The sequence below is a fragment of the Nonlabens dokdonensis genome (assembly GCF_002162835.1).
In the GTDB taxonomy this organism is placed as follows: Bacteria; Bacteroidota; Bacteroidia; order Flavobacteriales; family Flavobacteriaceae; genus Nonlabens; species Nonlabens dokdonensis_B.
This window is the reverse complement of record NZ_MAAX01000208.1, coordinates 1-16,202: the sequence shown is the minus strand read 5'-3', so window position 1 is coordinate 16,202 and position 16,202 is coordinate 1. Positions and strand designations below refer to the sequence as shown.

Sequence of the window (16,202 nt, the reverse complement as noted above, 5' to 3'; positions counted from 1 at the left end):
ATAAACGAGTGTACAAAATCTAGTGTTTGGACCTTTTTAACCTCTGCAGGATTGATGGTAGAGCTTACGACATTTAATCTGGTATTCATAAGAGGCATAAGAGACTCAATCATTTCTAGAAATTCCCAGCCATCCATTACCGGCATGTTTAGGTCTAACAAAATAACCTCTGGAACATCCGGACTGACTTTTTTTAATTCTGAATTAAAGTAATCAAATGCTAGTTTACCATTTTCAAAAACTATTAATTCTACTGGAATATCATTTTTAGAAATGAGCATTTGTACAAGACTCACGTAAAGCTTATCATCATCAATAACGCAAGCTTTTTTAATCAATTTATTATTCATTCTAGAACTTAATTGTAAAGCGACTTCCTTTGCCTAAGGTGCTTTTTACAAAAATATCACCTTCTAACGACTCTACTTGATTTTTTGCTAAAAATAAACCTACTCCTCTTGCATCCTTATTAGTATGAAAAGTTCGGTACATATTAAATATCTTATCACCGTTCTTTATCAAGTCTATACCTATACCGTTATCTTCAAACGTAAGTAGCTCTTTATTGCCTTTGCGCTTAGAAGTTACCTTTATTTTTAATTCTCTTGACGGTTCTCTATACTTTATAGCATTAGATAATAAATTATTCAAGACACTGCTTAAAAACGATGGAACATAATAAATACGAGGTAGCTTAGAAAAATTACACTCTATATTACAATTTGTGGAAGCTATCAATTGTTCATTTTCCTCTATGACAGAATCAAAAATCTCCTTAATATCAACTATTTCCTTGTTTCTATGTTGCGTATTAATCGTAACTACTTCGTTGAGGTGTTCTAAGGTCTGACTCAAGCTCGAAGAAATTTCTTTTAAATAGTTATTAAATATGGGATTTTGTGATTCCTCGATCTCATGTGCAAAAGCCTCCAACGTCAATTCAAGATTGCTACTATGTGATCTCAAATTATGTGATATGATATGAGCAAAATGGATTAATCGTTCATTTTGTGACTCTATAACTTGCGCTTTTTTCTCTAACTCTTTCCCTTGTTTTATAAATCGATCTATACTAACAAAAACACCTCTTATACCTACTATCTCCTGAGTTTCTGGATCCCTAAGAAGCTTTGCAGAGATACGTACCCAAAGTTTTTTACCGTTGTAGTCCTGCAACTCTAAATCACTCTCAAAATTTGCACCGTTAATAAAGTTATAAAATCTATTAATAGCCTCACGTGGATTAACAAATAAATTCAATGCAGACCTTACTGTCAGGTTGTAATTATCAGGTAGGCTGAGCACTTTTCTACCTATATCATCCATATAGCAAAGACCTGTTATCATGTTGTAACTGTAAGAACCTGTTTGTGTAGTTCTAGCAGTTTCATTTAAAAAAAAGTCTTTGTCTTGCAACTTTAATTGCAAGTCTTCTTTGGGGTATATTTTCATCGTTTTTAGGGAAAACGTTTTAAATGTCGCAGAATGTGGTTAGGGTCATCCTACTGCACGTGAAAATAGTAAATAACTGATGACCATTTGTAATAAAACACTGAGAACTTTAACTTTTTAATAAGTTAAAAAGAGGTTATACCATTAGGATGAACTAGAAAATTCATTTTAATATCATTTTCGTTATGTTCAATAATGTCAGTAATAGGCTCAAAAAAGGACAGCCCGACTTTAATAACACTTGGTTTACAGTTTTCTAAGAACCTGTCATAAAACCCTTTACCATAACCTAATCTATTACCGTAAATGTCTATTCCTAATAGTGGGACAAATACAACATCGATCTTTGATGCATAAACTTCTATACTATCTTCAGTAGGCTCAGGAATACCGTAGACATTTTTCTTTAACACAGTTTGATCTGTGAGAAGAAAATGGGACATAGAAAAATCGCTAAAATTAGACTTAGATACTACTATATTCTTATCCTTACCTTGAAGGATATGTAAGATATACTCGGTGTTTATTTCATTCTTTTCCTTGATTGGTAAGAAAACATGGTAGGTAGACTTATCCCAAATATTTAGGCTTAAAACTTGATTAGCAATTTCAAGACTCAAAGATTCTATTTCCTCAATTGATAAGGAACTTCTTAAATTTTTAAACTCTTTTCTAAGTACTGATTTAGGCTTCATTTTTAGAAATATGAAAGATGGCATCACCTTGATACACTAGCGGACTGTAATTTACGTTGAGCACATAACCTGCATGAGGAGATTTCACTTTATACCTCAATTCTCCATAAGGATCTGTGATTGTTGCAATAAATTCATTTTTCTCCACCTTTTTTCCATAGGCAACTTTAGGATGTAACAGCCCAGAATATTTTGCTCTAACCCATTTTGAATCAGTTATAACAACAGATTCCTCCTGTTCTACCGTAACATTTACATGGGAAGACAACATGTTTAAATAATGTAAAACTCTTATCGCTCCATTCACAGCTGTAGCTACAATATATTTGTCACTTCTATTAGACATTCCTCCTTCAAATAATAGATATGGCTTGCCCATATCTGCACAAGTGGCTCTGAATGTTTTCTTTACATTTTTACCGTGCATAAGGAAAGGGGCATTAAAAACTTTAGCAAGATTCCAAGATTCTATCTCCAGCTGTGAGATTCTTATATGTGGTGCATTAAAACGTTGGGCGCCGCCAGTATGAAAGTCCATGACTAAATCAACATGAGGTAGAATCTCCTGAGAAATCTGGTATGCAAATCTACTTGCAAGTGATCCCGATTTTACACCTGGAAAAACCCTATTGAGATCTCTACCATCAGGAAATTCACGTGTACCACTTAAAAAACCAAAAATATTTAATACCGGTATAGCAATGATAGTTCCTATTTCAGGTTTATTGATCTTTCTAGCTATGATCTGTCTAACTACCTCTATACCATTAATTTCGTCACCATGAATACCGCCTGTTATCAATACTACAGGACCTGCCTTTTTACTTCTAGAAATAATAACTGGCACCTCAACACTTGTAGAAGTGTACAGCTTTGCCATATTAAAATTGAGCTTATAATTTTTTCCCGGCTCAATTATAGTATCAAATATTTTAAGCTTTCTAAGCATTTACACCTTTTTCAATATACTTGATAATTTCACCAGCAATGTTTTTACCAGTTGCTTTTTCTATTCCTTCAAGTCCAGGAGAACTATTTACCTCTAGAACTAATGGTCCTCGACTACTTTGTAAAAGATCTACTCCACATACACCTAAACCTAGGGACTTAGCTGCACTTAGAGCCGTTTCTTCTTCAATCTTAGACAGCACAATATTTTTTGCTGTACCACCACGATGTAGATTAGACCTAAATTCTCCTTCCTGTGCTTGCCTTTTCATTGCTCCTACAACTTTATCACCTACCACAAAAGCTCTAAGGTCTGCGCCACCAGCTTCTTTAATAAACTCTTGAACAATAACTCTAGTTTTCAACTCATTATTTGCATCTATAATAACATCTGCTGCTTCAATGGTTTCTGCAAGATTAACTCCTATTCCTTGAGTACCTTCTAGCACTTTTATTACGACAGGTGGACCATCAACTAGTTTGCATATATCGTCAGTATGCTCTCCAAAATTTGTAAAAACTGTCTTAGGCATGTCTACACCACTTCTAGATAATAATTGTAAACTTTGCAATTTATCCCTACTTCTTACGAGAGCAGTTGAACTTACCGTTGTAAAACAACTCATCATTTCAAACTGTCTCACTATAGCCGTTCCATAAAAAGTTATACTAGAGCCTATACGAGGTATTATAGCGTCTGGAGTAACAAGTCGCTCCCCATGGTAATAAACTGTAGGTTTTTGCTTTTCTAACTTAATATCACAATATAAAACATTAATTGCCTGTGCAGTATGCCCAGCAGCTTTTGCTTCTTCAAGAAGTCTTCTTGTACTGTATAAGCTAGTACTGCGCGATAAAATATTAATTTTCATTTTGTGATTGTAAATATGAGATGTCTTGTAATTCTGGGTCGACGATAAATTTAGAAGAAAGGAATTTGCGGCCTATAAGCACTGGGTACTTCATTTTTTCGCGATTATTTAAAGTTAAGGAGATTTTATAAAGTTTTTTGAATATCCTTATATTTCCTTGCACTTCATATCGCAAGTCTACACTTCCATTACTACTGCGCACACTTGTAATTTTATACTCTTCAAAACTCAACCTTTTTCCATGATACTGCTCATGCTCTTCATCTAGTAAAGTAGCAAATAACACACCATCAATTTCTTCTATATCCTTACAGTGGATACTACTAGTGTAAGCGCCTGTATCAATTTTTATATCAATACCTTGAATTTCTAGCTTAGGAAAATCTGCACGGTCCGTACGACCTATGATAATTTTATTTTTTGTCAATGTATTTCTTTAAGAGCCGCAAAGATGCAATATTCTCTCGCCTAATTTAATGTGGAGATTAAAAATTTGTGTTTTTGTACCGCTTTCGCGAAAGCGAGATCATTTATAAACAATAACCTTGAATTTATAATGAAATGATCACGTTGAGTTAACCTCATTGAAGACTAAATTACAATATTTTAGCAACTAAATTTTCTTAAAGATGAAAGATCTACTAATAGCACTGAGCTTACTATTTTTCTTAACCGGTGTAGCACAACCAGAATTATTAGAATCTGGACCTATGGTAGGCTATTCTGGTTACAGAGAAGTTTTGATTTGGGTACAAACAAAGGAGGTCGCAAATGTTAAAATAGGCTATACCACTTCTGATGGTAACGACATGAAATTTACAGAAACTGTCTCCACTAATAGGAAAGGTAATTTTATAGCAAAATTATATCCTCGAGAGGTAACCTATGGCACTGTCTACAGCTATAAATTATACATAAATGATATTTATGTTCCCAGAGATTATAAACTTGAATTTAGGACCCAATCGCTATGGCAGTACCGCAAAGATCCTCCAGATTTTAAACTAGCTATAGGTTCTTGCACATTTATTAATGATCAAATAGACGACAGGCCTCAACCTTACGGTAGCAACTATCAAATTTTTGACCAGATATTATCTAAGAAACCAGAGTTGATGATATGGTCTGGAGATAATATTTATTTAAGAACTCCAGATTTTTTAACAGCAACCGGAATTAATCATAGAAATAAACATACTAGGTCCTTGAAGGAGTTACAACCTTTATTAGGTAGTGTACATCATTATGCAACATGGGACGACCACGATTATGGGCCTAATGACTCAGACCGTAGTTATGTCAACAAAAAAATAGCTGAAAAAGCATTCAATGATTATTGGGGTAATTTAAATACAAATGCTGCTGGCAATGGTGGTGTAACTCAACATTTCTTATACAACGATGTGGAGTTTTTCTTGCTAGATGATAGGTATCATAGAGCACCTAACCGCGATAAGAATCTCGACAAAGATTATTTTGGAAAGCAGCAAATAAATTGGTTAATCGATGCTCTTACCTCAAGTAAAGCTACTTTTAAAATTATAGTAAGTGGTGGACAGATTATAAGTGATGCCGCTGTCTATGAAAACTATGCTACTTACCCTGGAGAACGTAAACGATTTCTAGACAGGCTAGACGCTGCAAAAATAGAAGGAGTACTTTTCATTAGTGGCGATAGACACCATACAGAAATTTCTAAGCTAGACCGTAAAAATGCATATCCTCTTATAGACATCACTTGCTCACCTCTAACCGCCGGAACTCATAAAAAGCGTGATGAAGGAAACACACTTCAGGTTCCTGAGAAAACATTTTACGACCATAACTTTGGAATCATAGAAATATCAGGCAAGCAAAAAGATAGGCAACTCCTTCTCAAAATCTTTGACGCAAGTGGTTATGAAATTTTTGATTATAAAATAAACTCAAAGGACTTGAAGTATCCTAAATAGAAGAAGCCGTTTCCTTAAAGAAGAAACGGCTCTTTTTTATCTGGTTAAATTACACACGACCGGATCGCATGAGAGAACAATTACTTCTTTTTTGAAGCAGAGTTCTTAGCTTTAGGCATTGCTGCTGCTGGCTTTGAAGTAGGTTTACCGAAATTCTTCGGTCCTTTTGCTGGTTTGTTTGCCATGGTATATGACTTTAAAATTATAGAGTAAATGTATCTAAGATTCTTATTTTGCAATTATTATTTTAGTTAAAAATAAATGCTGTTTGAGTTAAATTTAGTTACCTAAAGCCTGATTTAAATCTGCTAATAAATCTTCTATATCTTCAATACCTACACTCAACCTTATTAAAGCGTCCACAATTCCAGATTGCTCCCGATCCACTTTAGGTATACTTGCATGAGTCATAGTTGCTGGATGACCAGCAAGAGATTCTACACCACCTAAAGACTCAGCAAGAGTAAATACTTTAAGATTCTCTATTACATTAATAGCACTGTCCATTGTGCTAGCTTTAGTCGTAAAGGAAACCATACCTCCATAATCTCTCATTTGAGACTTTGCAATTGCATGGTTGGGATGATCTGTAAATCCAGGCCAGTACACCTTATCTACTTTAGGGTGCTCTCTTAAAAATTGTGCCACTGCCTTTCCATTTTCACAATGTCTTTGCATGCGCACATGTAGGGTTTTAATTCCTCTTAGAACTAGAAAACAATCTTGTGGACCAGGAACAGCGCCACTTGCATTTTGAATAAAGTATAATTTCTTTGCTAGTTCTTCATCATTAATTACTAAACATCCTTGCACTACATCGCTGTGACCGCCTAGATATTTTGTTGCACTATGCATTACGATATCTGCGCCCATATCTAGCGGATTCTGCAAATACGGAGTTGCAAACGTATTATCTACAGCAAGGAGTAAATTATGTTTTTTAGTAATTTTTGCAACCGCTAGGATGTCTATAATATTCATCATAGGATTAGTAGGTGTTTCTATCCATACTAATTTTGTTCTATCGTTAATATGGTTGCTTATTACCGAGGCATCATTCATATCTACAAAATGGAACTTAATGCCAAAGTTCTTGAATACCTTATCAAACAACCTATAACTACCGCCGTAGAGATCACTTGTAGAAATCACCTCATCTCCTGGCATAAGTAGTTTTAAAACCGCATCGATAGCGGCAAGTCCAGAACCAAAAGAAATTCCATAAGTCCCGTTTTCAATACTCGCGTAAGCCTTCTCTAGAGCAGCTCTAGTAGGATTACCACTACGAGCGTACTCAAAATCTTGATGTGCTCCATGACTCTTCTGTTTAAAAGTAGTCGTTTGATAAATAGGTGGCATGACTGCATTATAGGCGGGATCAATATTCTCTTGACCGCCGTGAATTACTTTAGTATTAAATTTCATAATTAGTTCTTAGAGTGGTAAAGCTAGTAAGCCCAGTAAGACTACACAAATTACTGTTTATGAGTTCCTGTTTCCGCTTTCGCGAAAGCGATAAAAACAACCATTATCTTAACTTCATTTCGTAATATTGCGTAATGAAAAATACTTTTATCTATCTGGACAGCTGTAACACTTGTCAGCGCATAAAAGGTGAGCTGGAACTTCCTGATTCTATACATCTTCAAAATACAAAAGAATCACCAGTCACTGAAGAACAAGTAGAATTTTTCAAAGATCAAGCAGGATCTTATGAAGCTCTATTTAATAGACGTGCACAATTATATCGTGGACGTAATCTTCACGAGAAAGACTTAAATGAAGAAGAATACAAAAACCTATTACTTGATCATTACACCTTTATAAAAAGACCTATACTAGTTTATAAAGACATTGCCTATATAGGTAACTCAAAAAAAGTTGTTGCTGCGGCTAAAGAAGCTCTTCTAAATGAGTAAAAGGTCTATAGCGATAATTTGCGGTTTTTTTGTAGCTCTTTTTTATGCTTATAATTTCACAGCTGCAAAAGAGGTAACTCCAGAGTTTATAGGTCCCTTTGGACTCACATGGTACAGAGTGGTAGTTACTTGTGCCATATTCTGGTTGATTTCTTTATTTGCCGGCGTTAAGGAAAAGATACCATTAAGAGAGTTTCCATTAATTGCTCTAGCTGCCTTTTGTGGTGTAGGCTTTAACATGGTCACTTTTATGTGGGGTTTATCACTTACATCTCCCATAAGCGCATCTGTACTTATGGTGAGCACACCTATAATCGTGCTGGTATTAAGTGCCATTTTTTTAAAAGAACGGTTGTTTGCAACGCGTATAATAGGAATTCTTGTAGGTTTCTCTGGAGCAGCATTACTCATTTTTCTATCGACTGGAAAAGGTGCCGAAGCTAGCAATCCTTTGTTAGGTAATGCGCTTATTTTTATAAATGCCGTTTCTTACGCATTCTACATTTTACTAGCTAAGAAACTTACTGCAAAATACCATGTGTTTACTTTAATGAAATGGTTGTACTTTTTTGGAGTTATTTTTATAACACCATTTGGTATTATGCAAGGATTAGAGTTTGAATTTGCCCAAGCAAGTACAGAAACGCTCTTAAACATAGGGTATGTTATACTCTTTGCCACCTTCGGTACTTACATGCTCAATATAATTGCTATTAGGACCTTAAAACCTAGTGTTGTTGCTGTATTTGTATATTTACAACCTTTACTAGCGACTCTTATTGCAGTAGGGTTAGGGAAAGATATGATTACGTGGCAAAAGGCAGTCGCTGGACTATTAATTTTTACAGGTGTCTTTTTAACTGGACTGAAACGAAATAAAAAACAGTTGCCTTACAAGCAAAATTAATCAGTCAATTGCCTTGTTTTTTCATTAAGATGTGCAGCCCATTGTATACAGTCTAATAGATCATTAAAAACCTTAATTTTCATAGGGACAAATAGCGACTCAAACTTAGCATTTCTACTTTTTATATGGCTATCTACAACAATACCATAACCTTTTAATTTAAATGCACAAGCAGTAAATTTGAACCAGTCCACAGGTTTCACATTATAACCGTTAATCCTGTTAGAAATATATACTAAGTCACTACTATTAGATTTGTAGAACTCATTAACCTCAAGTATAACATGCTTTGCAAATTCCCACGAGAAATTAACTCCTTCATTAATTTCTGATACAACAAATCCATCAAAAAAGTAGAAGCATCCCCAAGAATAATTTAATTCCTTGAGCACTTCACTGTACAATGGAGATGTTTTAACTGTAGTCATGTTTCAAAAACTTACTCTATAATAGTAAATTAGTGAACCAATTCCAAATGAGCGGTTTAAATAATAGACATAACCACTAAATAACAGCTTAAAGTAAATATTTTAAGAAATATTTAATCGATAACGGTATCATCATGTGGCACCTGCCCATGAGATCTCATATCCTGCTTAGTCAATATTTTAAAGTCCTTGGACTGTGGGAAGTTCTTGATCTTCTCATGTAAATCTGGATGGAGCGCAGTGATTTTACGCTCTCTTAAATTCATCCAGGCACCTGTCATCAAACCGCGAGCAACATTACGACCTTTGTAATCATAGAAGTTATGCCTAAAACTAAACATGCTTCCATCTTCACTCATGCCAGTCACCTCGCAACTCACAGTAATTGGTTTTCCTTGATGGATTTCTTTAAAATAGTAAATGTTCTCATTAAAAATAACGGGACCAGTTTCATACTGAGCCATTTCTCTCTGTCCGAAGTCATTTTCAATTAAAAAAGCCATGCGCGTGTGGCTCATAAAATTTTGATAGGCACTGTTTGCCATATGTCTATTTGCATCGAGGTCGCTCCACCTTACGTCAAATTCCTTTTTGTACATCTATAATTCTCTTTGTCACAAATATATTTTATGCGAGCATAATAATATGGTGGTCTAAGAAATTTTTATGAGTCTCGCTTTCGCGAAAGCGATAAACCGATAATCACATTCTTAAGAAATGGGTTTTAATTTCTTCATAGCTATCCACAAATAATAAGCGGTGATGATAGTAGAAAGAACATCTGCAATAGGGAAACTAAGCCACACTCCTAACTCACCATAAAACTTAGGTAAAATCAATACTAATGGTAGTAAAATAAAACCTGTGCGTAACAAGGTCAACAGTAATGCTGGAATGGCTTTTCCTATGGCTTGATAATAAGCTGAGCCTATAAGTTGAACTGCAATTATAGGAACAGCGATGAAAACTAATTTTAAAGCAAAGGATGTGGCTTCTATAACCTGTATATCTTTAGTGAAGACACTTGCAATTTCTTTTGTAAAGAAAAAGAGACTTAAAAATATAATGACTCCTAGTCCACATGCATATTTAATAGATGTAAAAATAACTTCTCGCACACGATCCCAATTTTGTGCGCCATAATTGTAACCAGCAATAGGTAAAAAACCTTGTGTAATCCCTAAAACAGGAAATAGAGCAAACATCATCATTCTTCCTATAATACCAAATACCGAGACACTACTCTCGCCACCTAACTCAAAAAGGACGTTGTTCAATATTAAATATAGTACACTGGTAGTAGCCTGTCTAGCCAAAGTAACAAAACCTAAGGCGCCTATTTCATTTATTATAACCCATTTAAAGATAAAGTGCTTCCAGCTACAAAGCAGTTCACTTTTACCAGAGAGAAAGAACCAGCCCACGTAGGTTAAACACAACCCATAACTTATAGTAGTCGCCCAGGCTGCACCTTCCATTCCCATTTCTAATCTATTTATTAAAATATAATCCAATAGCAAATTACCTACTGATGGAATAAGCATAGCTATCATTGCATGAGTAGGTGCGCCTTCTGCTCTTATAACGTTATTTCCCATCATGCATAAAGCTAGCATAGGAATACCGTAGAGAACGATGCGGTAGTACGTTTTTGCAGGTTCAAATATGTCTCCTTTTCCACCAAAGGCAGGCACAAGATCGTTGATGAAAATAAGACCTACACCTACCATAACTGTAGTGATAAGAACGGTAAGCGAGAGCATGTTACCAAAAGTTGTTTTAGCCTTTTCAAGTTTATCTGCACCTAAAGCTCTGGATATCATACTTGATCCTCCTATTCCTATAGCCATACCTAATGCGGCAATAAAAAATGAAACCGGTAACACAACGTTAATAGCAGCAATAGCTATAGACCCTATCCAGTTACCTACAAAAATAGTATCCACTAAAATATTAAGTGACATTACTAGAATACCTATAGAAGCAGGAACTGCTTGCTTGATCAATAGGCTGGTTATAGGCTCTGTTCCTAAGAGTTGAGATTTATTTGCTGGTTTAATAGACATATGTCGTAAAAATACTCTTCTATTTGGGTTTAACCTATTTAACTGTAAAAGGCTTTTCAGTTATTGAAAAGCCTTTTAAAAATAATTAAAGTGTACCTATATAAATTAGAAAGTTCCTATAAAATGACTTCCTTCTACATTGATTAATTCTGCTCCTTTAGTTACATTTCCAGTTTCAGTATCAATAATATATATGTTACCATTTTGTCCTACTGGAGCTTGTGTTACATATATATCTGTCCCATCTACTACAAAGCCTTGGTACTGGAATAGATAAAAATCTGGGTGGTAAGGAATTGCGTCTATTTTCTGTGCTGTTCTCGTATTTAAGTCTGCTATTGCAAAGAACCCTTGAGCGCCAGCAGCTCCTTCAACAGATCCAGCATGGCGGTATGCAATTACAGCTTTACCATTACCTGCAGGTCTCCATGCTAGAATATAAGCGTCATTTACACCTAGAGCTTCGTCTAAATTGAAATCATAAGTAGAGTCATATTCATTATTTGCATCTATTTTTAAAATATGGGAACCTTCTGGATCACTTTGATTTGCTTGATAAACACTACCATTATATAAAAATGCATTGATACTACGATATCCGTTAGTATTACCATGGCCTATTGTAGAACTTATAACTGTAGGATTGAGTAATGAAGGATAATCTAAAACAATAGTTTTAGAACCCAATATAGGATAATCGCTATCACCTTCGGCAGTGGCTGGGTTTACTTTGCTTAAGCGAGCGCCTATATACAACTTATCTCCGGCCGCATTTAATACTGGCATATCAATTCTTGAAATATAATAACCAGCAGCCTCTTCTTGAGCAGTTAAAGCTACACTATGCTCTTCAAAACTATTGATTATTGAATTTTGTAAATCTAATGTGACTACACCTATAGTGGCATCTGTTCTTACGTAATCGCCATTTGCATCAAACTCATTTTCAGTAGAAACGTATACCGCTGCACCGGTTTGATCACCGTCAAATAATTTGATCCACCTAGGAGCTGTACCTACATATGGAGCTATACTTATTTCTGATCCTGTGGACATGAAGCCTTGCCCACCATTTACGGTATATTTAGTATAATTTCCTCCAGTATCACCTGCATAACTTATATTGAAAATAGTATTGCCATCTTCAGAAGATTGTAATCTCGCCGTTCTATTTGAAGGAACTATAAAGCCGTTATCAAAAGGCGCAATGGACACACTAGGGTCTTTGGCCTGTTCTTTGGTGACAGAGTAAATTAGTGTCCCGCCATTTCCATCTCCTGGATTTTCACCCATTCTAGCTCCTGCAACGGTAATCCATCTTGAACCAGGATCTAGCCCGGGATTTAATGTATCATTATAATCATCGCTGGAACAAGAGCCCAACGATCCTACAATTATTACAGTCGCGACGTATTGTTTGAATTTTAAAAAAGTAGAAATCATTTGTTATTGATTAAAAATTATTAATTGAATAGTTGAGTTTAAAATAAAATGCCCTTCCAGATTTTTGAACAGATAGATTATCATAAACAGGTCTGTTAAAAATGTTTTTAACATCAAGACTTACTACAAGTTTCTTGTTTGGAAACACATAACTTAGCCCAAGATCTTGTACAAATTGTTCTGGAACCTTAAAAAAGTCATCACCTACTGTATTTGCTCCTTGGGAAGTGAGATATGAAAAGTCATCTGTAAAATATATCGAATAGAATAAATTCAAGTGAGACTCTTTTTGAATCACATTTTTCAATGAATAACTGAGTCCACTATTCATTGTTAAAAATGGTGTATTAGGTATTTCAAACTCAGTTCCAGATGCTGTTGTCGTAGTTAAATCAAAACGAGAAATATTGAAGTTAAATCTAAAGTTGTTTTTGTAGGTATAATTCAATTGAGCATCAATTCCTTTAGATTTTGCATTACCTTGATTTACATACACAATTAATTCATCATCAACATTTAAAGAGGTTTCAATAGGTAACCCTATTCTATCTTTAATATTTCTAATAAACATGTTAGTAGATATGGTGAATGCATGTTTATTAATTTTAAACTCCCCAAACCTAAACCCTAAGTTATAGTTGTCACTAATCTCTGGTCTTATAGAAGAATTTGCAACAACATTATCTCCATCGTTACCGAAAACTTCGGTTTCATTAGGTAGCCTAATAGCTTTCTCAGCAGAGGTCAAAAGTGTAAAATCTGGAGTAATCGCGTAGGAGGTGGCAAATCCATAACCTTCAAAATTATTTTTACTGCTTACAACTTCATCAACAACAACGTCACTACCGTTTGAGTCTTCTACAATCTCAGGATCTGTACTAGTGGTTTTTTGCCGGTAATGTTTACCAAATATGCTGGCTTTAAATCTTTCTTGAAATGCCGACATTTCATAGGTCATGGCATAAATATTCTTATACAAATCTCTAGTTCCTTGAAATGTGTTTTCTAGAACTGACTTTAAAGCATCACTATCTTCTCTATCTATTCTGTTGTAAATATGATTAAATAAGATCTTGTGGTGGTGATTAATAGTAAAAGAAAGACCTGTTCTAACCGATGCAACATTTCTTTTGATTTTTGCTAAGGTAGGACCACCTTCTTGTTGTGAACCCCATGTATACTGATATTCATCACCCCTAAAATCTATAGCTCTTTCTCCATTCCAACTATAAGCCCAGGCTACGGTATCATTTATTGACCTATTTCTGGCACCATACAATGCATTGAAATTTAAATTTAGTCCTTTGGTTAAAAGATCCTTTTTCTGATAAATTACATTTGCTAATAGCGCATCAGATTCAAGAAATCTATCTTTATAAGGTGTAATAGTCATAAAGGCACCGTGTTGCACCTCTTTATAATCGTCTGAAGCAGTAAATCCAACTAAAAATTGATCGGCCCATTTTACATTTGTGTAGCCCACTTGAAAAATCCCGCCAGTAGAGCGATAGGCATCATTAAAGCGCCTAGCTGTGATGGGTGTTTGTACGCCTCCTATTCCGGTTACTACAACACTTCTACCAGAAACTTTATAATCATTATCTGAATAATTATAAAAAGCAGATCCTTTAATTGTAAAGCCAGAGTTCTTAAAACGATAATTACCATTAAAATTAGACTGTGTGGTATTGAATGATCCGTATGAAACAGATGCATTTAAGCTATTTGTAGCCTTTTTATGAAGTACTATATTTATAGCACCTCCTAAAGCATCGTCAGATAAATAACCAGGTACAACACCTTTGTAAACTTCAATGTTTTTTATCATTGAAGTTGGTATGCTATTTAAGCTAAAGGAAGATCCGTATGAAGATATAGGTATACCATCGATAAATATTCTTATAGAGCTGCCGGATAATCCATTCAAACTATAAGTAACTTCAGATCCTAATCCTCCATTTTGACGAATTTTTACACCTACAGATGTATTCAATAATTCATTAGTTTGAATGTTTCTAAAGCTAGCTTCCTTTGTTTCTATAAGATTTACAGCAAATCCTCTTTCTTCTACATTACGCTTATGCGATTTACCTGCTATATGAACTTCATCGAGACCTTCGACACTCTCTGACATGATGAATTTAAACGAAGTATTTTGGGCAGTGCTATTTTCATTGATTTCTATAGTTTTACTTACTGTCTTATAACCGATATAGGAAATCTTTATAGAATATGTGCCTACTGGAATATCCTCAATTACAAATACCCCATCCTCGTCACTTGTAGCTATCTGATCATAGTTATCAAAAATTACAACGGCTCCAAATATCGGTTGATGGGATTCATCTAAAATATTACCTGTAAAAGTGACTGTATCTTCTTGAGCATACATGGAAATAGATAAAAAGATAAACACTAAGAACAAAAAATACTTCATTTATTTAGACTGAATAAAAATAATTACATTTGCAAATGTATTCAGTTTAGAATGATTCTTAATAACGTAAAAAGGAATTATAACAACGTAAAAGGAATAAATGGAAATAAGATTTAAAAGCTCTGAGTATAACGAAGATGAAGTGGTGAAATCGTTTCAAACCGATTTTAAAACTTCTCACCTCATTGAAGATGAATATAAAAATTTCAAAAAGGGAGTTACCGGAGGTGTAAAAGAATTTCAAGTGAATAACATTTTAGCTTTTTTTCAGAATTACACAACTGATAAACCTCACGATCATACACTACAAGTGGTTCAAAATGAATCACTTTTTCTTCTTCAGTTTGTTATCAATGGTAATTTCTCTATTTCAGTAGAAGGTGAAAATCAAGATTTTATTACTATCAAGCATAACAAATACAATCTGTTATATCTTCCTGCTTCAAAACATTTATTCACTTACCACAATCAAAATAAACAGATTTTAAACATTTACTTTACAGAGTCGTTTTTAAAACAAAAAATGGATTTAGCATTTATAAAAAATGCTCCTGATTTTTTAAATGCCAAAAGAAATAAGAAATTATATTCATTCTTCAAAGATGGCCTATACTTGAACACACAACTACGCAATATTGTAAATGAACTGCTCAATTGCTCATTTGATGGAATCACAAAAAAATCTTACTTAGAGTCTAAGTTAACCGAGTTAATATTAGTCTCTTTGCATACTGAAAAACCGCGATTAGAAAAGTTTAAAAAAGAAGATTTAGAATCTTTATTGGTAATAGAGAACTATATCAAATCACATTTAAATGAAGAATTGAATATTGAAAAATTATCATTGTTAGTTGGGTTCAATACTTCAAAATTTAAAACTCTATTCAAAGAACATTATGGAATGCCAGTATTTAAGTATATAACTTCAGTACGCATTGAAAAAGCTATAGAACTCATTTCTAAAAACAACTATACTATTTCTCAAGCATCATATGAGGTAGGCTATAAAAATCCGCAACATTTTACAGTCGCGTTTAAAAAGAAACTAGGATATTTACCTAGTCAATTAATTAAAAGTTCTAA

At 34.3% G+C, this 16,202-nt stretch carries 16 protein-coding genes; 4 read left to right on the top strand and 12 right to left on the bottom strand.

What is annotated here, in order from left to right:
• The 6 genes from A9Q93_RS13770 to A9Q93_RS13745 all read right to left on the bottom strand — a co-directional run.
• A partial coding sequence (locus tag A9Q93_RS13770; RefSeq protein WP_303687978.1) for a response regulator occupies window positions 1-350 on the bottom strand: 350 nt, incomplete at its 3' end.
• 1 nt (window position 351) lies between these two features.
• Window positions 352-1,452, bottom strand: a complete 1,101-nt coding sequence (locus A9Q93_RS13765) for an ATP-binding protein (protein ID WP_303687977.1) — start codon at window positions 1,450-1,452, stop codon at window positions 352-354.
• A gap of 125 nt (window positions 1,453-1,577) precedes the next feature.
• A complete protein-coding gene (locus A9Q93_RS13760) occupies window positions 1,578-2,147 on the bottom strand; it encodes a 5-formyltetrahydrofolate cyclo-ligase (RefSeq protein ID WP_303687976.1) in 570 nt (189 codons plus the stop codon).
• Entirely contained in the window at window positions 2,137-3,096 is a 960-nt protein-coding gene (locus A9Q93_RS13755) for a succinylglutamate desuccinylase/aspartoacylase family protein (protein WP_303687975.1), read from the bottom strand. Before A9Q93_RS13755 ends, A9Q93_RS13760 begins: the two co-directional genes overlap by 11 nt.
• A complete protein-coding gene (gene rimK, locus A9Q93_RS13750; RefSeq protein ID WP_303687974.1) occupies window positions 3,089-3,967 on the bottom strand; it encodes a 30S ribosomal protein S6--L-glutamate ligase in 879 nt (292 codons plus the stop codon). Before rimK ends, A9Q93_RS13755 begins: the two co-directional genes overlap by 8 nt.
• Entirely contained in the window at window positions 3,957-4,394 is a 438-nt protein-coding gene (locus A9Q93_RS13745; RefSeq protein ID WP_303687973.1) for a RimK/LysX family protein, read from the bottom strand. The genes rimK and A9Q93_RS13745 overlap by 11 nt, the downstream gene beginning before the upstream one ends.
• A 202-nt stretch (window positions 4,395-4,596) precedes the next feature.
• Between A9Q93_RS13745 and A9Q93_RS13740 the strand changes: the two genes are divergently transcribed.
• A complete protein-coding gene (locus A9Q93_RS13740; RefSeq protein WP_303687972.1) occupies window positions 4,597-5,919 on the top strand; it encodes an alkaline phosphatase in 1,323 nt (440 codons plus the stop codon).
• Window positions 5,920-6,198: 279 nt separating this feature from the next.
• On the opposite strand, the gene A9Q93_RS13735 is transcribed toward A9Q93_RS13740, so the two are convergent.
• Window positions 6,199-7,344: a cystathionine gamma-synthase gene (locus A9Q93_RS13735; protein WP_303687971.1), complete on the bottom strand. Its 1,146-nt coding sequence runs from the start codon at window positions 7,342-7,344 to the stop codon at window positions 6,199-6,201.
• A gap of 134 nt (window positions 7,345-7,478) precedes the next feature.
• Between A9Q93_RS13735 and A9Q93_RS13730 the strand changes: the two genes are divergently transcribed.
• Together A9Q93_RS13730 and A9Q93_RS13725 are read left to right on the top strand one after the other, a co-directional pair.
• The gene (locus A9Q93_RS13730; protein WP_303687970.1) at window positions 7,479-7,838 is read left to right on the top strand and encodes an arsenate reductase family protein; all 360 of its coding nucleotides are present in this window, start codon (window positions 7,479-7,481) and stop codon (window positions 7,836-7,838) included.
• A complete protein-coding gene (locus tag A9Q93_RS13725; protein WP_303687969.1) occupies window positions 7,831-8,745 on the top strand; it encodes a DMT family transporter in 915 nt (304 codons plus the stop codon). The genes A9Q93_RS13730 and A9Q93_RS13725 overlap by 8 nt, the downstream gene beginning before the upstream one ends.
• Here A9Q93_RS13725 and A9Q93_RS13720 read toward each other — a convergent pair.
• From A9Q93_RS13720 to A9Q93_RS13700, 5 genes are all read right to left on the bottom strand, one after another.
• On the bottom strand, window positions 8,742-9,173 hold the full coding sequence (locus A9Q93_RS13720) for a hypothetical protein (RefSeq protein ID WP_303687968.1): 432 nt from the start codon (window positions 9,171-9,173) through the stop codon (window positions 8,742-8,744). The genes A9Q93_RS13725 and A9Q93_RS13720 overlap by 4 nt on opposite strands.
• Window positions 9,174-9,286: 113 nt before the next feature.
• Entirely contained in the window at window positions 9,287-9,772 is a 486-nt protein-coding gene (locus A9Q93_RS13715; RefSeq protein WP_303687967.1) for a thioesterase family protein, read from the bottom strand.
• Window positions 9,773-9,883: 111 nt separating this feature from the next.
• On the bottom strand, window positions 9,884-11,239 hold the full coding sequence (locus A9Q93_RS13710; protein ID WP_303687966.1) for an MATE family efflux transporter: 1,356 nt from the start codon (window positions 11,237-11,239) through the stop codon (window positions 9,884-9,886).
• A 105-nt stretch (window positions 11,240-11,344) separates the two neighbouring features.
• Window positions 11,345-12,682, bottom strand: coding sequence for a hypothetical protein (locus tag A9Q93_RS13705; protein ID WP_303687965.1), 1,338 nt, complete (start codon window positions 12,680-12,682; stop codon window positions 11,345-11,347).
• Between the two features lie 10 nt (window positions 12,683-12,692).
• The gene (locus A9Q93_RS13700) at window positions 12,693-15,119 is read right to left on the bottom strand and encodes a TonB-dependent receptor (RefSeq protein WP_303687964.1); all 2,427 of its coding nucleotides are present in this window, start codon (window positions 15,117-15,119) and stop codon (window positions 12,693-12,695) included.
• A gap of 100 nt (window positions 15,120-15,219) precedes the next feature.
• On the opposite strand from A9Q93_RS13700, the gene A9Q93_RS13695 reads away from it, so the two are divergent.
• The coding region (locus A9Q93_RS13695; RefSeq protein WP_303687963.1) for an AraC family transcriptional regulator at window positions 15,220-16,202 on the top strand (983 nt) is incomplete at its 3' end.